At 59.2% G+C, this 20,625-nt stretch carries 18 protein-coding genes; 9 read left to right on the forward strand and 9 right to left on the reverse strand.

Annotation, left to right across the window (positions count from 1 at the left end; genetic code table 11):
* Nucleotides 1-51: 51 nt before the first annotated feature.
* Both NJU76_RS22470 and NJU76_RS22475 read right to left on the reverse strand, forming a co-directional pair.
* On the reverse strand, nt 52-759 hold the full coding sequence (locus tag NJU76_RS22470) for a triose-phosphate isomerase (protein WP_254533930.1): 708 nt from the start codon (nt 757-759) through the stop codon (nt 52-54).
* A gap of 164 nt (nt 760-923) precedes the next feature.
* Nucleotides 924-1,196 carry a hypothetical protein gene (locus NJU76_RS22475; RefSeq protein WP_254532695.1) on the reverse strand — a complete coding sequence of 91 codons (273 nt, stop codon included), beginning with the start codon at nt 1,194-1,196 and terminating at the stop codon, nt 924-926.
* A 630-nt stretch (nt 1,197-1,826) separates the two neighbouring features.
* On the opposite strand from NJU76_RS22475, the gene NJU76_RS27200 reads away from it, so the two are divergent.
* Entirely contained in the window at nt 1,827-2,474 is a 648-nt protein-coding gene (locus NJU76_RS27200) for a TVP38/TMEM64 family protein (protein ID WP_425604314.1), read from the forward strand.
* Nucleotides 2,475-2,719: 245 nt separating this feature from the next.
* Nucleotides 2,720-3,244, forward strand: coding sequence for a winged helix-turn-helix domain-containing protein (locus tag NJU76_RS22480; RefSeq protein ID WP_254532696.1), 525 nt, complete (start codon nt 2,720-2,722; stop codon nt 3,242-3,244).
* Between the two features lie 6 nt (nt 3,245-3,250).
* On the opposite strand, the gene NJU76_RS22485 is transcribed toward NJU76_RS22480, so the two are convergent.
* Genes NJU76_RS22485 through NJU76_RS22505 form a run of 5 tightly spaced genes read right to left on the reverse strand, consistent with a single transcriptional unit; the run spans nt 3,251 to nt 8,399 of the window.
* Nucleotides 3,251-4,072, reverse strand: coding sequence for an ABC transporter permease (locus NJU76_RS22485; protein ID WP_254532697.1), 822 nt, complete (start codon nt 4,070-4,072; stop codon nt 3,251-3,253).
* Nucleotides 4,069-5,001: an ABC transporter permease gene (locus NJU76_RS22490; protein WP_254532698.1), complete on the reverse strand. Its 933-nt coding sequence runs from the start codon at nt 4,999-5,001 to the stop codon at nt 4,069-4,071. The genes NJU76_RS22485 and NJU76_RS22490 overlap by 4 nt, the downstream gene beginning before the upstream one ends.
* A 9-nt stretch (nt 5,002-5,010) precedes the next feature.
* Nucleotides 5,011-6,210, reverse strand: a complete 1,200-nt coding sequence (locus NJU76_RS22495) for a M24 family metallopeptidase (RefSeq protein ID WP_254532699.1) — start codon at nt 6,208-6,210, stop codon at nt 5,011-5,013.
* The gene (locus tag NJU76_RS22500) at nt 6,207-7,319 is read right to left on the reverse strand and encodes an ABC transporter ATP-binding protein (protein WP_254532700.1); all 1,113 of its coding nucleotides are present in this window, start codon (nt 7,317-7,319) and stop codon (nt 6,207-6,209) included. Before NJU76_RS22500 ends, NJU76_RS22495 begins: the two co-directional genes overlap by 4 nt.
* 36 nt (nt 7,320-7,355) lie before the next feature.
* Complete coding sequence (locus NJU76_RS22505) at nt 7,356-8,399, reverse strand: ABC transporter substrate-binding protein (RefSeq protein WP_254532701.1); 1,044 nt, start codon at nt 8,397-8,399, stop codon at nt 7,356-7,358.
* A gap of 292 nt (nt 8,400-8,691) precedes the next feature.
* Here NJU76_RS22505 and NJU76_RS22510 point away from each other — a divergent pair, with 292 nt between their 5' ends.
* From NJU76_RS22510 to NJU76_RS22530, 5 genes are read left to right on the forward strand one after another with little or no spacing between them, the layout of a single operon-like run.
* Nucleotides 8,692-9,999 (forward strand): ArgE/DapE family deacylase, encoded by a 1,308-nt coding sequence (locus NJU76_RS22510; RefSeq protein WP_254532702.1) that lies wholly within the window; start codon nt 8,692-8,694, stop codon nt 9,997-9,999.
* On the forward strand, nt 9,989-10,870 hold the full coding sequence (locus NJU76_RS22515; RefSeq protein WP_254532703.1) for a creatininase family protein: 882 nt from the start codon (nt 9,989-9,991) through the stop codon (nt 10,868-10,870). Before NJU76_RS22510 ends, NJU76_RS22515 begins: the two co-directional genes overlap by 11 nt.
* Nucleotides 10,867-11,850, forward strand: a complete 984-nt coding sequence (locus tag NJU76_RS22520; RefSeq protein WP_254532704.1) for a CoA transferase subunit A — start codon at nt 10,867-10,869, stop codon at nt 11,848-11,850. Before NJU76_RS22515 ends, NJU76_RS22520 begins: the two co-directional genes overlap by 4 nt.
* On the forward strand, nt 11,843-12,793 hold the full coding sequence (locus tag NJU76_RS22525; RefSeq protein WP_254532705.1) for a CoA-transferase subunit beta: 951 nt from the start codon (nt 11,843-11,845) through the stop codon (nt 12,791-12,793). Before NJU76_RS22520 ends, NJU76_RS22525 begins: the two co-directional genes overlap by 8 nt.
* A gap of 10 nt (nt 12,794-12,803) precedes the next feature.
* Nucleotides 12,804-14,189, forward strand: coding sequence for an aminotransferase family protein (locus NJU76_RS22530; RefSeq protein WP_254532706.1), 1,386 nt, complete (start codon nt 12,804-12,806; stop codon nt 14,187-14,189).
* 147 nt (nt 14,190-14,336) lie between these two features.
* Here NJU76_RS22530 and NJU76_RS22535 read toward each other — a convergent pair whose 3' ends face one another.
* On the reverse strand, nt 14,337-15,491 hold the full coding sequence (locus tag NJU76_RS22535; RefSeq protein WP_254532707.1) for a mechanosensitive ion channel family protein: 1,155 nt from the start codon (nt 15,489-15,491) through the stop codon (nt 14,337-14,339).
* A 189-nt stretch (nt 15,492-15,680) separates the two neighbouring features.
* Here NJU76_RS22535 and NJU76_RS22540 point away from each other — a divergent pair, with 189 nt between their 5' ends.
* Nucleotides 15,681-17,117: a lamin tail domain-containing protein gene (locus NJU76_RS22540; RefSeq protein ID WP_254532708.1), complete on the forward strand. Its 1,437-nt coding sequence runs from the start codon at nt 15,681-15,683 to the stop codon at nt 17,115-17,117.
* Nucleotides 17,118-18,634: 1,517 nt separating this feature from the next.
* Here the strand turns inward: NJU76_RS22540 and NJU76_RS22545 are convergent.
* Complete coding sequence (locus NJU76_RS22545; protein WP_254532709.1) at nt 18,635-19,189, reverse strand: NAD(P)/FAD-dependent oxidoreductase; 555 nt, start codon at nt 19,187-19,189, stop codon at nt 18,635-18,637.
* A gap of 261 nt (nt 19,190-19,450) precedes the next feature.
* On the opposite strand from NJU76_RS22545, the gene NJU76_RS22550 reads away from it, so the two are divergent.
* Complete coding sequence (locus tag NJU76_RS22550; protein WP_425604315.1) at nt 19,451-20,491, forward strand: succinylglutamate desuccinylase/aspartoacylase family protein; 1,041 nt, start codon at nt 19,451-19,453, stop codon at nt 20,489-20,491.
* Nucleotides 20,492-20,625: the final 134 nt, after the last annotated feature.

A 20,625-nucleotide genomic window follows, 5' to 3' on the forward strand; every position in this document is an offset into this window, starting at 1 on the left:
TATACTACGTCGGTATCTCCACTCACTCCGGAGCGACCCCGTCGGCCGGTTTCATTCGCCATCGTCGAACGAGTTCGCCGCTGCGGCGAGCGACTCGGCGATCTCCGACAGCCACGCCTCTCGATCGTTCGCGTCGACGAACGCTGACGCCGCGCCAGCAGCATTAGCGCCGCGTTCGAAACTCGCCGCCACATCCGCTGCAGTGTTGATCCCGCCACCGAGAAGGATTTGAGTCCCCGGATTTTCTGATTCGACCATCGAGACGAACGTTTCGACGCGCTCGGGATGCATTCGTGCCAGTGCACGGTCGCTTGCGATGTCTGCCGGATTTTCGAGCAGCAGACAGTCGGGATCGAATGTGAGCGCAGATCGTCCCAGGTCGACACTGTCGACGCAGACGATCGACTCGAGACCGTACTCCGCACAGCCGGCGACGACGTCTCCGACGGCACTGAACTCTGCTGGGCTTTCGGGATGGTTGACGAGCACACCCGCTGTACCTGCTTCAGCGACTGCCGCGAGCGATATCTGCCCGTTTCCGCGTCCGGTCTCCAGTGTGTCGATCGATTGGGCGACGACCGAAAGGTCCGTTTCCTCGGCTATTCGGTAGATGTCGGGGATTTGTGGAGCCACGGCGAACGTTGCACTGGTCCGCCGTTGTACGGCTTCGATCGTCTTCGCCAGTTCGAGGCCGTCAGCTCCCGCAGTTCCCTCGTAGAGTTTGTAATTGATCAGAAAGTGCGGATAGGTGAGCGCCATCGTCACGCAGACAGACGTGAAGGAACGTTTTCAGCGTTGTCCTGCCCTGCGGCCGTCGCTCAGATAGGATCGCCATACATCCAGTCTTCTGGATGTTTGAAAGAGTCGATAGTCAACCGCTCTGCCCGGATGGACACTAGGAATGTGAACTCCTTGATGAGTAGTCATCGCCGTTCTTCTGGCGATGTGACCCGAAGTTCGTCTCCGACTTCGTAGAAGTAGCCTCGTTCGAGGAGCCGAGTGAGTGCGTACTCGACGTCCTGTTGCTCGAGTGCTAGCTCTGCATCGGAGCTCAGTACGTCGACGGCATCGTCGTACTCGATCAGCGGGACACTGTCTTCTCCATGGTCTGGCCGACGGGCCTCCGTACACAGCCGATCGTAGCACTCGAGAATCCACTCCGGAAGTGGTGACCGTGGATCTGTACTGCCAGCCATTGCAGTTCTGTCTGGTCGTTTCGACAGTTGTCCGTTTAACAGTATCCGTCGAATCCCGTTGCTCTCGCACGGACAGCGTAATCCCCCTGCCAAATCGAAGCGACCACCCGTACCCTATTATCGATCTGGCTAGGCTGCAGTCGTCCACAGTAGCCCGAACACAGCGAAGCGTCACTGCAGGCTGATATCAAACTCGTCGACAGCTTCATTCGGCGTGACATCACGCACAAAGGTGGTCGATTGCGAAGCCAGACAGCACGGCTGCAGGCGATTCGACGGGACAGTAAGTGATCACAGAGTCAACAGAGACGATTCTGACCAACTGAGAATCAGGACGAGATTGATAATCATCCACCTGGACATCTATCCTGTCGCGTTACCCCGCGCGACAGGCCAGTCCAATCATTTACGACCCCACTTTGTCTCAGTCCGCCCGGCGGCTACCCCCCGCCCATCCGGGCGGCTTTTGAGGTCCGATCACGAACGTTGAGTGGCAGCTATTCAATCTCGAGTGCATCGACGGCTCCGTCCAGCTGGATGTCGTGAAGCACCTCGATGGCACGCCCCGAGGCACTCTCGATGTATCTCTGTAGAACTATAAGGCGAAATCCCCATTCTGGAAGTAGATTGATGTTCCGCGATCGACCATACGATCACCGACTTCTAATTGCGGGTTGCCTCTTTGCCGTGTTTTGCGTTGCGTGGTGGGCGATCCCCCCTCGAAAAATACTGCCTCTACTTTCGGATACCCGTGGCGCGCTTTTTCTGCTCGTATTGTTTGCCCTATACGTCGCGAGACCCTTCATAGCTGCTCCATTGAGTCTGTTCTCTATCTTCGTCGGGTACCGGTTTGATATTTCTCTGGGTATTCCAATTGCACTGCTGGGGACTATCTTGACCTGTCTTCCACCGTTTGTTATCGCCCAGTATCTCCGTGGTGACAGTGGTTTCGTAGGATGGCTCTCCAAGAAGGGCGAAGACACGTTTCGAACGACGGGCGGAGTTCGGGGTGTTATCGCTGCCCGCCTGTCACCAGCGCCAGCTGATGCCATCTCGTATAGTGCCGGGCTTTCTGGCGTATCGATGTCTGCGTTCATTGCGGGGACTGCAATCGGCGAACTCCCCTGGGCGACGGCGTATGTAATCACTGGCGCTTCTATGCGGAATCTCACAATGGGGAAAATCCAGTTAGATTGGCGAGTATTTGCAATTGGTGCTGTGATCGCTTTCGCGTTGGTAGCCAAACCAGGGTACGAGAAACTACGCTCGAAGAATTGACAACGGCAGTACCTCACAAATCATCCGCAGCGAACTGGCATTGTCGGTGATTTCCTCACCGATCCAAATCGCCACTGAATCATCGAAGATATGGATATGAAGCGAGATTGCGGAGAATTTACCGGCACTGAACGAGAGTACGGCAACCGCCACGTTGATTGGCGTAACGGAGGCGTTCGATTGCTGCTTCGCAGCGACCGGTCGAACACGGAACGTAAATATGATCTCTTCGACAACTGCTATCTATGGCCAAGGAGCCGAAACCAGACGGTATCGACTGGGATTTCAAGGAGCGGGATATCAAGATCCTGCGCGAACTCGCAGCCAACCCGCAAATTTCGAGCCGGGAGCTCGCGGATCTCCTCGAGGAGAAATACGATATCGATATCTCGAACGTCACGGTGAGCGAAACAATCCGAAAGATGCGGGAGTCGCGGATCTTTCACGAGGCCGTCCTCCCGAACGAAGAGTTTTATAACTTTGCGCTGTTCGAGTTCAAATTCTTCCCGTGGGGATTCAGCGACAACTGGAAAGAGGCGATGGAGTACATCATCGAGGATGAACACACCATGATGTACTTCATCTCGAATGGAGAGTATCAGTGGAAGACGATCATGATGTTCAGAACACGCGAGGCGGAATCGAAGTGGATTCACAACTTTTATCGGGAATACGGCGACGTCGTCCTGAACGTTCGCAACTCCGTAGCTCATAACATGCTGAAATTCAGAACCGACCCGAAGATCTTCGAATTGCTCGACGAATCGTAAGCGGGGTCAGTTGGCGTTGCTGGTCAGCCAACGCTGGATCGCAAGTCCGACGAGCGGGACGACCATCGTGATCACGAGCACGAGCGTCGCGAGCACGTTCACCTTCGGCGTGATCGTCGTTCGCACCATCGAGTAGATGACGACTGGAACCGTGGTCGTCTCCCGCTGTACCCAGAACTGGGAGGCGGTAAACTCGCCGAACGAGATGACGAATGAGAGGACCATCGCCGTGATGATCGACGGCGCAATCTGCGGAAGCGTGATCTCCCGGAACGTCACTAATCGATCGGCACCGAGGGTCATCGCCGCGTCCTCAAGCGTCTCGTCGAAGAGGTAGAGGCGGCTGCGGACGATCAGGAACGCGTAGGGAAGTGCGAGCAACGTGTGCATGACGATCAGCCACCAGATGTTCCGGTTCAGGCCGATCTCGGTGAAGAAACTCGTCGCCGCGACGCCGACGATCACGGGGGGGACGATCATCGGAGTCAAGAGCGCAATCGAGAGCGCCTTCTTTATGGGAAACGGCTTCCGTACGAATCCCATGGCGGTGAGCGTACCGATTGCGCCCGCCAGTACCGCGGCGGCGATACCTACCTGCGTGCTCACCCAGACGGCGCTGAGGAACATCTCGTCTCTGAAGAACTCGACGTACCAGTCGAGCGTCAGTCCGCTCGGCGGGAAGGTCGCGATCCGTTGTGCGCTGAAGGAATTGACGACGACGACGATGAGCGGAAGGATCATGCTCAGGTAGACCAACGCGGAGACGAGTCTGATCCCGTGCCAGTTCCAGTTTGCTTTGACGTCGGATGCGTACTCACGAACGCTCATAGCTGGGTCCCCTCGAGCGCTTCCTCGATGTCCGCCTTTCGACTGAACAGATAGAGTATGCTTACGATCAGCGCCACGTAGACGAGCGACAGCGTCGCCGCGAACGGCCAGTTGAAGTCTTGGCTGAACACGGTCTCGATGACGGGTGCGATCAGTCGATCGCTGGGTCCGCCGAGGAGCTGTGGTGCCAGATACGCTCCCGCGGAGAGGATGAACGTGAACAGGATCCCGGAGACGACGCCGGGCCAGGAGAGGGGAAACGTCACCTCCCGGAACGCCCGAGCGTCGCTCGCACCCAGGGTCTTCGCCGCCTGGATGATCTCCTCGTCGATCGTACTGACGATCGAGTACACCGGCAGCACCATGAACGGCATGATGCTTACCGATAGTCCGAGAATCATCCCGCGGGTCGTATAGAGGATCTCGACCGGTTGACCGACGACGCCGAGCCACAGCAGGAAGTCGTTGACGATTCCCTGTCGACCCAGGATCGGGATCCACGCGTACGTGCGGATCACGAGCGGGACCCAGAACTGGACGACGACGAGTCCCAGCAGAATCGGAGTCCAGCGGCTCTTGGACCGTCCGAGGAAGTACCCGAGCGTGTAGCCGAACGGTAACACGATCAGCGTCGTTACGACGCCGATCAGTAGGGACCGAACGATCACGCGGTGATAAACGGACCCGTTGACGAACCGCCGGTAGTTCTCGAGCGTCGGTTCGTAGATGATGGTTCCGAACTCGCCGGATCGGAAGAAGCTGAAGGCGACGATAACCGTCAACGGCAGGAACAGGAACAGCAGCACCCACAGCAGTCCCGATCCTGGGGAGAGCACGTAACCGATCGACTCACTCTCCATCAGTCGCTGTCGGATCGATTCGACTCGGTCGGGTGTCTCTGCCGTCGTCGATGCGGTCTCGCTGTTCATGGATTCACCTCAAAGGAACTTTTCATGAGCTGGATGGGGGGTTCGCGAGAGGACCTCGCTGCCGCGGTCGGTTACGAGTACCATGTCTTCGAAGCGGACACCGGCGACACCGCGGCGGAACAGGCCCGGCTCGATCATGACGATCATGTTCTCCTCGAGCGTGACGTCCGCGGTTGGTCCCACGTATGGCGGTTCGTGGGCGACGACGCCGGTCCCGTGACCGATGTCGCCGTCGGTCAGCCACTCCTCGTAGCCGAACTCGACGAAGACGTCGCGAGCGGCGTCGTACACCTCGCGACCGGTCGCGCCGGGTTCGATGGCGTCGATCGCCGCCTCGTGGGCCGCGAAGGTCGCCTGGTACATCGATCGCTGTTCGTCGGACGGCGTGCCGGGGAACGCCATTCTGGCCAGTTCGCTGTAGTACCCCTTCCACATCGGACCTTCGTCGAGCTGGACGAACTCTCCTCGACGGATGCGCTTTCTTGACGGATACTCCTGGCAGCGCGACCAGCGGACGCCGGAGCTGACGATCGCCGGAAGGGCGTAGGCACCGGCCGCACCGGCCGAAATCATGGCGTCCATGATTGCGCCGGAGACTTCGCACTCGCGGACGCCGACCTCGACCGCCTCGATGCCGGCCTCGATCGCGAGTTCGGCGATCGAGAGCCCCTCGTCGATGAGCGCAATCTCCGCGTCCGTCTTGACGGCCCGCGCCTCGAAGAGCAACTCGCCCGCGTCATGGAACTCACAACCCGGCAGCGACGCCTCGAGTTTCCGGGCGAACCGGTACTCCATGTGCGGATCGAGGGCGACAACGCCGTCCGCGACACCGCGCTCTTCGAGTACTGTCGCGAACGTCGCCGCGGCCTCGCCGTTCGTCGCCGAAAACGGGACGACGTCCGGGAACCAGTGGCGCTCGTCGAGGTCCGCCGCCAGCCGCGGGGCGGCGACGATCGTTGGCTCTCCCGTCCGGGTCACGACTGCGCCGTGTTCGGCCGAGAGCGAGAAACTGTCGTAGGGGCCGTAACCGACGAGATATCGAAGGTTGTCGGACCGATTGACGATCAGGGCGTCGACGCTCGCGTCGGCCATCCGCTCCTGTACCAGCTCGAGATTCTCTCGTGCGACGGGCTCGAGGACTCGGAACAGTTCCTGGCGCTCGTAGTCCCGGTGGCCTGGTTCACCGTGCTGGATCCGTACGCCCGTCATCGGCCCTCCGCGGGAATCTCGGGCCGATCCGATCCGTCGGTCGATGTCCTCGACGCCGTGTAGATGACGTCCGAGGGATCAATGCTCACCCAGACCTCGTTGCCGGGCTCGAGCATACTCGCGTTCGCGTGGTGGTTCACCTGCACTGTCGTCCCGAACGCGGGGACGGACACGAAGTAGACGGCACCCTGTCCCTGATAATCCACGCTCTCGATGGTTCCCCGGAAAGCATTCTCGACTGCGGGGCGCTCCGTACTGAGGGACGCGAGCTCGGTCCGGATGAAGACGGCGACGCCGTCGCCGTCTTCGAACCCATCGCGGGGCTCGACGGTCATACTCGAGTCGCCGAACCGAACGTCGGGCGTCGACCCAAGCCGGAGGGTCCCGTCGATCCTGCTCGAGGTGCCGAGGAAGTCCGCGACGAACGGCGACGCCGGACGCTCGTACGCCGTCTTCGGATCGTCGTACTGCTCCAGGGTGCCGTCGTTCAGCACCGCGATCCGGTCGCCCATCGAGAGCGCCTCCGTCTGGTTGTGGGTGACGTAGATCGTCGTGATGCCGGTTTCGCGCTGAATGCGTTTAAGTTCGGTTCGCATCGTTCCTCGGAGCTTCTTGTCGAGGTTGGACAGCGGTTCGTCCATCAACACAAGGTCGGGATCGAACGCGAGCGCTCGAGCGACGGCGACCCGCTGTTGCTGCCCGCCGCTGCACTCGTGGGGATACTCGTCCTCGTAGCCCTCGAGATCGATCATCGAGAGCATCTCGGAGACTCTCGTCTCGCGTTCGCGTTTGTCGGCACCGCGCATCTTCAGTCCGAAGGCGATGTTCTCCGCGACGGTCTTGTGCGGAAAGAGCGCGTAGTCCTGGAAGACGACACCGATGTCGCGTTCATACGGCGGAAGGTTCGTGAGGTCGGTTCCCTGGAGACGGATCGACCCCGACGTCGGTGTCTGGAGGCCGGCAATGTTGAGGAGCGTCGTCGTCTTCCCACAGCCGCTCGGGCCGACGACCGTGACGAACTCCCCCTCCTCGACGGAAAAGGAGATCCCGTCGACGGCGACGGTCTTGCCGAACTCCTTTCGTAAGTCATCGATATCGAGAAATGCCATGTGTGGTTGTATGTGTGTCGTTAGTCAGCGGAATAACTACGACGATTGAATGCTCTCCCACTCTTGAGACCACTCGTCGGAGTGCTCCTCCTGGTACCCCGGGTTGAGGAAGGTGAGCCGTTCACCGCCCGTCGAATCGTAGTCGCCGAGGTTTTCGATCACGTCGGACGTCGCGCCGGTCGCCGGCGGGTAGCCGAGCGCCTCCGCGAGCGGGACCAGCACGTCCTCGTTGAGCAGATAGTCGAAGAACGCCATCGCAGTGCTTCGCATGTCGTCGTCGATTCCGGACACCATCGCCCAGTTGTCGGACCAGCCGTATGCGCCCTCCTTCGGAATGACGTAGTCAAGGTGGTCGTGCCCGTCGTCGACGGCGGCCTTGATTCGGCCGCCCCACGCCTCGCCGACGTATGCCTCGTTTTGCGCGTACATTCGGACGTGCTCGTCGCCGGTGGACCAGTAGCTGGAGATCAGGTCTTTTTGCTCGCGGACCGACTCCCAGATCTGATCGATACCCTCCTCGTAGGAGCTGTCGGCGCCGATTTCATTGGGATCCATTCCGAGGTGGAGGGCGGTCGTGAAGACGCGAACGAAGTCAGTCCCCTGCATGGTGATGTTGCCGGCGTTCGCCTCGTCCCAGCACGCTTCCCACGAGTCGAGTTCGCCGAGTTCGTCGCGATTGTACGCCATCCCGACGGTACCGTACACTGTTGGAATACCGTGGACGTCGTCTCCGGCGTCGTAAACCGGGTTCTTGAACGTGTCCGCGAGACTGTCGTAGTTGTCGAGTTTGTCGATATCGATCGGCTCCCAGACTCCCTCGCTCGCGCCCATGTACAGCGTGTTCGCGGAAGTGATCGTTACGTGCGCGTCAGACTGGCCAGACTGAATCTGGTTGTACCCGTCGAACTGGTCGCTTATCTGGTTGACATCGACGTTTACATCCTGCTCCTCTTCGAACGCCGAGAACACCTCGCTCTCGTACGAGTCGATATAGTTCCCGCCGGTGACCTGGACGACGAACGAGTTGCTCGAGCCACCGCCGATACATCCTGCGAGACCGGCGAGACCTGCAGCGCTCACACCGCCTATCGATCGTAGTACGCGACGGCGGCTCCGGCTTCCCCCCGAAGTGTTGTCGACGCCAGCGACCGTCTCATTGAGAGAATCTCTCATTGTACACGAGTAGCATAGAATAAGCAGGTAATAAAACTTGCTATGCCGATACCAAATATACAGAAATTCTGATGGGCAATTTGCAGAATTAAGGAATCAAGATAAAGAAAGTCGGGCACAAGGCTTAACACCATTTGAGACAATTGGTGACCGATGGCACATCGCTATTCATCGCACCGACGAGTGACGGAGGGTGAAAATGAAACCGTATGACGTAGAAGTGGCCGCGAGCGAGCGCGTCGAAGCAGCCGTCGACGAGATACGCGACGACGTCGTCGACTTTGCGGCCGATCTTGTCCGCGTTCGAAGCGTTCTAGACGAGGAACGACCTGCCCAAGAACGCGTCCGGGATCGGCTCGAAGCGCTCGACCTCGAGGTCGAGGAGATTCGCGTCGACGACGTCCCCGGAATCGAAGACCACGACGAGTACGTGGAACGCGATCTGTCGTACGAGGACCGGCCGAACCTCCTCGCGACCCGCGAGGGAGTGGGCAACGGGCCGGCGCTGCTCTTCAACGGGCACGTCGACGTTGTCCCCGAAGGCGACCGCGAGGCGTGGTCGTTCGACCCCTTCGCGGGGACGGTCGAGGACGGCCGGCTCCTTGGCCGAGGGGCGTCGGATATGAAAGGAGGCATCGCCGCGATGATCTTTGCGCTCGAGGCCCTCGATCGCGCGGGAATCGAACTCCTCGGCGACCTCTCTTTCAACACCGTGATTGAGGAGGAGTACGGCGGCTCGGGCGGGACGCTTGCGAGCGTCCTCGCGGGCGTCGACGCTGACGCAGTCGTGATCCCGGAGCCGACGGGTTTCGACACGTGGATCGCGAACGACGGCGTCTCCTACTTCCGGGTGTCCGTCGAGGGGAAGGGCGCCCATGCGGCGGAGACCGACGCCGGCGTGAATGCGATCTCGAAGCTGCTGCCGATCTATCACGCGCTCGAGGACCTCCACGACGAGCGCAAGACGACGGTCCACGACGAACTGTTCGAGGAGTGGCACGAACACACGGTCTCGCTGAACCTCGGGACGCTCCAGGGCGGCAAGTGGGTCTCGAGCGTCCCTGACGAGGCGCACCTCGAGGCGCGAATCTCGCACGCGCCTGAAGAGACGCGCGAAGGCCTCCGCAAGACGGTCGAGCGAACGGTCGAGCGGGCCGCCGAGGGAGATCCGTGGCTCGAGGAGCACCCGCCCGAAATCGAGTGGTTCGGCTGGCGCGGCCGGTCCGCGAAGATCGACCCCGACGAGCCGATCGTTCGAACCGTCGAAACCGTCGCCGAAGACGTGTTGGGCCGGGAGAGCCACGCCAAAGGGTTCCCCGGCGGGATCGACTCTCGATTCTTCGTCAACGAGACCGGGACGCCGGCCGTCTGCTTCGGGCCGGGCGCGTACAACATCCATGGCACCGACGAGTACCTCCCCGTGGCGGAACTTGAGGAACTCACGCTCGCGCTCGCGCTGACCGCCATGTCGTGGTGTGGCTACAGGGTGACGTCGGATGAGTTGTGACGGCGGGTCGGTACCCCGTCGCTACGACGAACTCACGTGGCCCGAAGTCGACGAGGCCGCCGAGGACGGCGCGATGGCCGTCGTGCCCGTCGGCGCGACCGAAGACCACGGTCCACACCTCCCGCTGGACGTCGACCGTCGGATCGTCGAGGCGGTCTGCGAACCGGCCGTCGCCGCAAGGGACGACGCGCTCTTGTTCCCGACGGTCAATCACGGCTATCTCCCTCACCACATGGACTTTCCGGGCGGGATCACGATCAGGTGGCGGACGTTCGTCGACTACGTCGTCGACGTCTGCGTCTCGCTCGCCCATCACGGGTTCGAGCGGGTTCTGCTCGTGAACGGCCACGGGTCGAATCACCACCTTCTCGAGCTGGCCAGCCGGCAGGTGATGCTCCAGTATCCCAGTGTCCGCTGCGCGATGCTCTCGTGGTGGGAGATCGACGAGGTCCGCGAGACCGCCAGCGCGGTTCGCGAGGCCGGTCCGCAGGGGTCGGCCCACGCGGGCGAGATGGAGACATCGATCTACATGCACCTCTATCCCGAGCGCGTCGACATGGACGCCGCCGCACGCGACGTCGACTACCCCGAAAGCCGGCACTTCAACAACCTCGATCTCGCGGGTCAGACCCGTCCAGAGGACTCGACGCCCGTGACGATGCTGGGATGGTGGTCGACGATTTCGGAGACGGGCATCCTCGGTGACGCGACGGTCGCCAGCACCGAGACCGGCGAGTTACTGCTCGAAGCCGCGATCGAGGGGCTCGGCTCCGTCCTCAAGGAGTTTGCCGAGTACCCGATCCGGTCGATCGACGACCGCCATGCGCGGACCGTAACCGACCGCGAATACGATCCCTTCAGACCACGATGACACACGCCATAGATGCTATCCAGACCCCCAGTAAAGGGGAAAGAATCGGCGACGAAACGATCGGGCACGAGAAGGTCACGGACCTCGTCTCCGCGATCGAGGAGTACGTTACGGACGGCTCGAGCATCGCCTTCGGCGGGATGGGCGGCCGCGATCCGGAGGCTGCCGCTCGCGAAATTGTCCGCCAGGGGACGACGGGACTGACCGTCCTCGACGACGCGCGGACGACCCTGCTCGATATCATGGTCGGTGCCGGCTGCGTCGACGAGTACGTCGGCTCCTGGGTCGGGACGAGCCTCATCTCCCAGGGTCACAACATCCGAAACGCCGTCGAGAATGCCGTCCCCCATCACCTCGAGATGCGCGACGTCTCGAACTTCGGCTCCTCGCTGATGTTTCTCGCGGGGGCGATGGACCTCCCGTTCGTGCCGACGCGATCGATGCTCGAGACGGACATCCCGACGTACAACGACGACCTCGAGGTGATCAAGGATCCGCTCGGGTCGGGCGATTCGCTTGTGCTCGTCCCCGCAGTGCGGCCCGACGTGGCGATCATCCACGTCCAGCGGTGCGATCCGATGGGGAACGCACAGATACTGGGCAACGTCGTCAACGATCATCTCAAAGCGCGGGCCGCCGAACACACGATCGTCACCTGTGAAGAGCTCGTCTCGACCGACGAGATTCGACGACGGCCCGAACTCACTCGCATCCCGTTCTACACGGTCGACGCAGTTGTCGAGGTGCCGTTCGGCTCTCACCCGTGGCACTGCTACGGGCAGTACTACGCCGATCTGCCCTTCTATCGAGAGTACGGGCTCCGATCGCAGGACAGGGAGGAGTTCCTCGAGTGGCTCGACGAGTGGATCTGCCCGCATGAGGAGTACCTCGAGAAGATAGGTGCCGACCGACTGGCGACGCTCGAGCACATGGAACGAACGATCAACGGTGCCGACTCCGCGGAGGGTGCTGATGAGTGATCGATCGACGGTAGCCTCGTCCGCCGAGTCGTCCGAGGCGTCGGCGAACCCGATTCGGGTCGATCGGCCGGATGAGACGGCCGACGACTACACGACGACAGAGCTCCTCGCCGTTGCCGCCGCGCGCGAGATCGACGACGGCGAGACCGCGTTCATCGGCGTCGGCATGTCACTGATGTCGGGCATTCTCGCGAAACACACCCACGCGCCGGACTGTCAGCTCGTGACCGAATCGGGCTACATCGGCTCGTTTCCGCCGGGCGTAGTCCAGTCGATTTCCGACACCATCCTCGGGGTCGACGCGCTTGTCGCCACCGATCAATTCGAGATATTCGTCGACAACCAGCGCGGGGCCTTCGACGTCGGCATCATCGGCGCGGGTCAGATCGACAGCCGCGGCAACACGAACTCGACGGCGGTCCTCGGCGACGCGACGTACGACCGACCGACCGTCCGCCTGCCCGGCTCCGGCGGGAGCAACGACATCATGACCTCCTGTGGCCGGACCGTCGTCATGATGCGCCAACAGCGCCGCGCGTTCGCGACCGAAGTCGACTACGTGACCGCGCCGGGCCACCTCGAACGGCCGGATCAGCGCGAGGAGCTCGGCTTCGTCGGCAGCGGTCCAGCCGCCGTCGTCACGGACATGGCCGTCTTTGGATTCGACGACGACGGCGAGATGATCCTCGAGATGACCCATCCCGGCGTTAGCGTCGACGATGTCCGCAACGAAGTCCAGTGGGACCTCCGCGTCGCCGACGACGTCCGGACGACACCGGAGCCGACGCGGGGGGAGGTCTCGATGTTGCGCGCCATCGACCCTGCGGACGTCGTTCTTCGAGGCACTGACTACGTCTACGAGGTCGGTTTCGAGGAGTGGAGCGACACCGTCTTGGATCACTGGGAACAACTGCGAACGGTTCAGAACGATACCGACGACTGAGACACAGATAATGACGACACACGAGAAACCCCACCGACAGACGAGAGCCGGCACCGACCTCGGGGGGATGTTCCCCCGCGCGTTCGCCGACGAGTACGTCACCATCGTCCGCGGCGACGGGCCGTGGGTCTGGGACTTGGACGACAACCGCTATCTCGACGCTATCTCCGGCAACCAGAACGTCAACATCGGCCATGGCCGCGAGGAGATCGCTGAGGCCGCGCGCGAACAGCTCAAGCGCCTCGAGTACGTCTCGAGCATGCTGTTTACGAACGAACCCGCGATGGAGTATACCGAGAAGATCGCGGAGTTCACGCCCGACGGGTTCGAGAAGACGTGGCTCGTCTCGAGCGGCTCCGAGGCGAACGAGAGCGCGATCAAGATGGCTCGCCAGTACCACTACGAGCGGGGGAACGAGGGCAAGTACAAGGTTATCTCGCGCCGCCGTAGCTACCATGGCAACACTGCAGGCGCGATGGCGGTCTCCGGATTCCCGGCCCGAAAGACGAAGATGGAGCCGCTGTTCGCGAACTTCCCGAAAGCGCCAAGCGCGACGCCATACCGCTGCGAGCGCTGTGACGGAGACGGCGGACACGCCTGCGGCGTCAAGTGCGCAAACGACGTCGAGCGGCTCATCCAGGACGAGGGACCGGAGACGGTCTCGGCGTTCATCACGGAGCCGGTCACCGGTGCGGCCAACGCCGGTGCCTATCCCCACGACGGCTACTTCGAACGGATCCGTGAGATCTGCGACGAGTACGACGTGCTGTTCATTGTCGACGAAGTTATGGCCGGATTCGGACGGACCGGCGAGAACTTCGCGATTGAACACTGGGACGTCACCCCCGACATCATCACCGGCGCGAAGGGGATGAGCGGCGGCTACTCCCCAATCGGCGGCACGATGCCCCATCGCCGCGTCGCAGAGGTCTTCGAGGGCCTCGAAGATGGGTTCCAGCACGGCCACACATTCTGCTTTAACCCGGCCTCGGCCGCGATCGGTACGGCCGTCCTCGAGTACATGGACGAACACGACCTCGTAGTGAACGCCCGCGAGGTCGGCGCGCATCTCCGTGATCGGTGCGAGGAGTTCTACGAGTACGACTTCGTCGGCGACGTCCGCGGGAAGGGACTGATGATCGGCGTGGAGTTCGTCGGCGATCGTGAGACGAAAGAACCGCTCCCGGAGACCGGTGTGGAGTTCCAGTCGCTCCTGTTTGAGGCGGGGCTGGACAACGGGATCGTTACCTACCCCGGCGGGGGCCACGTCGGTGGGGAGAACGGTGACTACACGCTGATCACGCCACCGCTGACGATCGACGAGACCCTCGCCGACGAGGTCGTCGACCGGATGCACGCAACGTTCGCGGACGTTGAATCGGCGCTCACGCGATGATTCCGGCTTTCGCCTCGCTGTAGTAGCGACCGATCTGTTCCGCTCTCAGAGAGGATTGACACTGGTTCGCAAGTCGAACTCTCGTCTTTCTGGTGGAGCGACTTGCGTCTCTAAACGAGGATCACCGACTCTCAGGGATGAGACTATTCACCCGTGATCCTCCTCTTCAACATACTCGGTAACTCGTTTGTTCTCCTCCTGTGATAGTGGAGTCTCGCTCATCCGTTTATCTTTCCGAGTGAGGTAACTAATTTCACGCTGTGGGAACGGAATGGTGATATCGGCATTGTCGAATCGTTCGTAGACACGCCGATTTATCTGATCAGTCGCACGTGGTTCGCTAAACGGGTGATCAACATACGCCCAGAGTTCAAAGACGAGAGCAGAATCACCGAATTCTTGGAACATCACTTGGGGTGTCGGTTTATCCAGGATAAGTGCCGTTTCGTCACAGAGTTCAAGCAGAATCTCTTCAACCTCTTTGTGATCGGTTCCATAGGCAACAGTAATTGGCACTCGGATTCGTTTCCGACGCTGTGGTGCGGATTCATTGATTACAGATGACGAGTTGAGGACTGAATTCGGGACTGTAATGACGATGTTATCCCGTGTGAGAATTGTCGTACTTCTGATTCCAATGTCAGTGACCGTTCCACGTTGTCCATCTTCGAGAACAATGACGTCTCCCGTATTGTAGGTATCATCAAAATATAGGGAGACGCCGCCAATCAAGTTCCCGATGGCGTCCTGTGCGGCCAGTCCAAGTATTATACTAAGCACGCCGGCAGAAGCCAGAATCGGTGTAATATCGATCTCCCATATAACGAGAAGGAAACTTCCAGTGACAAGTATAAGAAGAATTGTCCAGGAATTCTTGAAAATCGGCGAGAACTCGTACTCGCTGTCGGCCGCGTTCACGACTTCGATCCACTCAGCACCGAGTCGAACAAATGCTCGCATCCATAAGATAACAACCAGTGATGTTAGGAAATTAATGAAATAGGGAATTGACGAAACATTCTCGAGGACGTAGGGAGTTGACGAAACATCCTCAAGGACGTTCAAACTGAGAAGAATTCCACCGACGATGATCGAAACATGCAGTGGAATCCGTATTCCGTCAATAAAGACGTGACTAATCGATGTCTCTGACCATCGTGCGGATCGGTTTAGAAGCTGCGTTCCACCCCATTCGAGCACCCGAGAGAGGAGAACTGACCCGAGAAGGATCCCACCAACAAGCACCCACGGCTGGTCGCTCAGTGATATGATGAATTCAGGAAGTGGATCCACATTGACCATGACGATGAACTGAATAGATACTGAGGTTCGTCTTCGCGAGGCAAGACGAGTTACTAGCGGACACCAACAGGAGCGATATCAATCTTAACATCTTGATCGTACATCGCCTCCCTTCCGATAACAATTTGATTTTAAGACTGGGCATCCTAACAACAGTGTTGATACAGGAGTGGCAGAGGTTGGGGGAGTATGGTGGATGTCACTGTCACAAAATTAAAACAAGTTTTCCTGTACGGTGTTGGTTTCTCGATCCTTCTCGTCGGACTTGGTGGGACGATCGATGGTGGACTCGGGCTTCTCGGCGGCCCGATTCTCATAGCAACAGCACTCCTCATAATGCCCAAAACGAGAGGATTAATCGTCCTACCTTTGACTTTAGCGGGCGGTCCTGATCTCAGTACACTTGGGCGTGGAGTGTTTATTATCGTAATTCTCGTTGGAATTGTTGTCGGAGGGGTTCTTCTTCCTCCTGCTGAGCCTACAGCACAGACACCATCTGCATCTAATTCAACGAACTCTCCCGCTTCACCTGAAGAAACTCAGACCGACGATCAATCCTCAGAAGACATTTCAGATTCTCAATCAGATACGTCTCAGAGCGATACATCCGATTCATCCTCGGAGCCCACAGACGATGGTACTTCCGGCTCATCGTCCGATTCTAATTCGGACTCCCCATCTGATAGTACTACGGATGACACATCTGATTCAACCTCCGACTCACCCACGGACGATACATCTGATTCCTCAGGGGACGACTCATCCGATTCTTCAGATCCTTCAGATAACGGTCCACAGTCCTCCTGGACGGTCACCGTCGTCTCCGTGACTGATGGAGATACACTGGATGTACGAATGCCTGATGGCAGCACAGAAACGATCCGTCTACTAGGCGTCGATACACCTGAAACGAGTGCTGGGAGTACAGATCCACCAGAATGGGAAGGTATCTCTGATAATACAGATGGCAGGGAGTGGTTGGAAAACTGGGGTGGCAAGGCCAGTTCGTATGCGGAACAACGTCTCGCCGGGAAAGAGATCTACATCGAAGTCGATCCAGAATCAGACCGACGTGGGTCGTATGGTCGCCTTTTGGCCTACGCGTACCAATCAAAGTCTGCACAGAAGTCGTTCAACTTGCGCCTCCTCGAGAACGGTTATGCGCGGATGTACGACAGTCAATTCACGAAACGGTCAGAGTACCGGTCGGCAGAATCAATAGCGCAGATCAATGACGTCGGGGTCTGGGATTATACAGACTCTTCACCGTCTCCCTCGCCTTCCGGGGGCTCTAGCTTGGCAGTTTCGACTATCCATGCTGATGCTCCGGGGAACGATCACGAGAATCTCAATGGAGAGTATATTGGGTTGACAAACGAGGGAAGTAATTCCGTCAATTTAGGAGGATGGTCAGTTGCAGATGCGGCTGACCATACGTACTACTTCCCATCCGGATTCACGCTTGGAGCAGGAGACTCAGTGAGGATATACACTGGAAGTGGATCTAACTCGAATTCAGCACTCTACTGGGGCTCGGGCACGGCTGTATGGAATAACAGTGGTGATACAATTATCGTCACAAACGACAGCGGAAGTATCGTCATCAACCGGGAGTATGCGGGTTAGATAGCAGGTGAATTCTATTGTTCAGTATCGGTCAGTAGCGCTACGGAACCGGAGTCGATAGCGAAAGCGCGAGTCCATCGACGATCGGACGAACCGGCTCCTCGTCCCGCGGATCGACGCCAGAATCCCCCGCGACGTCCTCGAGTAGAGCGTCCACGTCACGAGCACCGTCTTCCGTCGTCCTGGCGCCGCCATCGGGGGAATTGCGGGACGCTCATAGGGACCGCACGGACCAGCGCTATCCCGAGGTCCACCGACCACCGCTACATCCCCCAGCAGGACGTTGGCCTTGGAGCGGTCCGGTTGGTCTCGTAAACCTCTCAGTAGCGAGAGCGTATCGCGGTACCCCGCCTGTGCGGGGGAGCGTATACATCAACGAGTAGCGGACGTCCACGAGCCGCGAACGTTCGCTCGAAGCCGCTGGTCGGACGCCGTAGCGGCCGATTGTTGTCGCGCAGTGGGAGGTCTCGTAGAAGCCCCGTGAGCCGTTCATCGTCTCCCCTGGGGAGGGTTATCGGTTCGCGGACGGGGAATTGGTGCAGCTTCTCGGACTGTCGCGCTCACCGACGGCCGCGAGCTAGGAGGGACCCTTTAGTGGTCCTCGAGCATCGACGGGCACCTCGGCTCTGGCGGCGTCCTCGTGGAGCACGCGCTTTCCGTCGGCACGCACCGGATCACCCTCGATACGGACGCGAGCCTCAAAAACGAGGCGTCCGCGTGCGTCACTATCAGGGTAGTCGGCGACCAGTAGTGACGATAACGGCGTCGAAATAGTCGTCCCGTTTCCGTCCGCGAACGACCGCTTTAGGAGACGCTAACGCGTCGAAATCCGGCGGCTCTCGAGTTTCGTCGGTAGCTGCCTTGTGTTCATCCCGCGGTTCATCCAAGTTTGTTTGTCTTGATACAAAGCGAAATAAATCTTCGCGCTACATATTAGCTGTAATTGAGGGCGCTCACCCCCCTTCTGCTCACGGCGACGCCGTTCGCATGGTCAGCGGGACCGACGGTCCCGCGCTATCCGCAGCGAGCGAAGCGAGCAGGGAGGGGAGACAGCGCCCGCACGTCTTGTTTTCGTGTGAATCGGCACCCTTATTATCCCTTCGATCGAGGGTGAGAGTAAGATGCTCACCACGCTTCCGGCGGTGTTCACACGCGACAACAAGCGTGCATCGTCGGTTGTGGCCGAGTGTCCAACCGGTAGGAGTGGGACACTCCGAACCACCTGTAAAGGGAAGTCGCCTGCGGAGTCTGGAACCGTCCGCCGAACGTCAACGGTGTTCTGCCGGGCCGCACAAGACGCCGCGTCTCGTGGACGCTGTGGGATCTGTTCCTGCACGTTCCGACACAGAAACAGGACGCTCCGTCCTCACCAAGCGAGGGCCGGGGAGGCCCGAGCGCGGGAGGGCGGAGTAGTTCACTTGATCCAGTAGGGGAACCCCGTCTCCAGCGATATCCTCATCGTGTCGAGTTGGGGAGAGGACCTTGACGTCCGTCTTCGATGGTCAACTCTCGAGGACTCATTCCGCGTTTTCCGCTGTGTCGAAATCGCGGAACGATCGTCCTCGTTCTTTACTGAGGATGTCGAGTCCAGCGGAGGATCCCATGCCGACGGAGATGGCGACTTGTATTTTATCCTTTCGTGCAATCCACCCGGCTGCGTAGACGTTTTCAATCGTGGTCTCGTTATTCTCGTCAACCCGAACCGTTCCGTTTTCGTTGAACTCACAGCCCAGCGAGCCAGCGAGGTCGCGTGACTGTCCCGTGGCGAGAACGACGTACTTCACATCGTACTCATCGCGGTCGGTCTTGACGATGAACCCTTCGTCGGCCGGTTCTATGTCGGTGACTTCCTCTCTTTGGTGTCGATCGGCCCCGTACGTATTGGCTTGACGGCGAGCCACTTCGAGAAACTCATCACCATCGATGCCCTCGATCCCGAGATAGTTTAACAGATAGGCGCTATGCAGCCACGTGGTATCGGTGTCGAAGACAAGTGTATCGAGACCGTTTTTCGCCGTAAACAGCGCGGCGCTGAGCCCTGCAGGACCTCCACCAACGATTGCGACAGTCATATCGATGTATACGGGAGCGATCGACAAAATACTGCCACGCCGCCTCTCCTATGCGCTCTAGAGAGCCAGTGCTACCAATGACCGGCTACTACCTTCCGCTCAATTCGGTACACCAATTCCACTATTCAGTCACTACTACAGTCCATACAAACCAACAATCACGGTTGCGGATGCTGTCTGTACAAGAGTTTCGACCCCGTAGGTACAGTATCGGAACATCGACCGCCTTGATACGTCGGTGTGAATGTGTATCGACAGGTGATGATCGTGACCACCGAGGACCCACAACACTGGATTCGTGACGTCGTCCCGCCAGGGGAAAAGCGCCACATCCAATACCCAATCAGCGAAACCTATCAAGGCAATAATCTCGAACTCCCAGTAACTATTATCAACGGAGAGTACGATGGTCCGTGGCTGTTTCTGAGTGCCGCGATTCACGGCGACGAACTCAACGGTGTGAAAGTGCTCCAGAAAGCGGCCACTCGGTACCAGCCTGACGAACTTCACGGCGGCTTAATTTGTCTCCACGTGTTGAACGTACCCGGTTTCATCGCCCACCAGCGCACTATCCCGATTTACGACCAAGACCTCAATCGGGCGTTTCCGGGAAATGCTGATGGCACTACCGCCGCTCGGATTGCGCATGAGATCTATCAGCGATTCATCACTCACTGCGATATTGGTATCGATTTTCACACCTCAACGCGAAACCGAACGACGCTCTTTCACGTCCGAGCTAACACCGACGACAAACGGGTTGAACGCCTCGCGTTATCGTTTGGGGCAAACATCATCATTTCGGGGGCAGGAAGCCGAGGAATGCTCCGAAAGGAGGCGACGGACGACGGCGTCCCGACGATCGTTGTCGAGATGGGGAAAGCCCATAGATTCCAATCATGGCTCATTGAAGAGGCTCTCTCCGGGATCGAGAGTGTGATGAACGAATACGGTCTCCTCCCAGATCGCGAGGTTCGTTGGCCTGGCTGGTTTCGTGTCATCGAGGCCACAACCGAGAAAAAGTGGATTCGAGCTGATAACGGCGGGCTGGTTGACATGACGTGGGGCCCATATCCTTTCGTGTACGAGGATGACGTGATCTGCAAGATTTCGGGGCACTTCGATCAAGAGAAGAACGAGGTGCGTGCCCCGTTTACCGGTCTTCTCGTCGGAATCCTCGAAAACCCCGTCGCTGTTCCGGGACATCCAGTCTGTCACCTCGTCCGTACCGATCGGAGTACGAAGCGGGAAATCGAAGCCGAGATACGCCGTGGCGAGTTCCTCGGGTATCGAGAAAGATGAAATTGTCTACGGTGACTGGGAATCTAACTTTACTTGCAGAGTCGATCCGCTCGTGAAGAGCATCCGAAGGTGTCCCAGACAGGACAATCGCAGTGACATATTTTGACAGATAGGCGATCAATAACGGTTGATAT

This window comes from Natrinema gelatinilyticum (assembly GCF_024266705.1).
GTDB classification, from domain to species: Archaea; Halobacteriota; Halobacteria; order Halobacteriales; family Natrialbaceae; genus Natrinema; species Natrinema gelatinilyticum.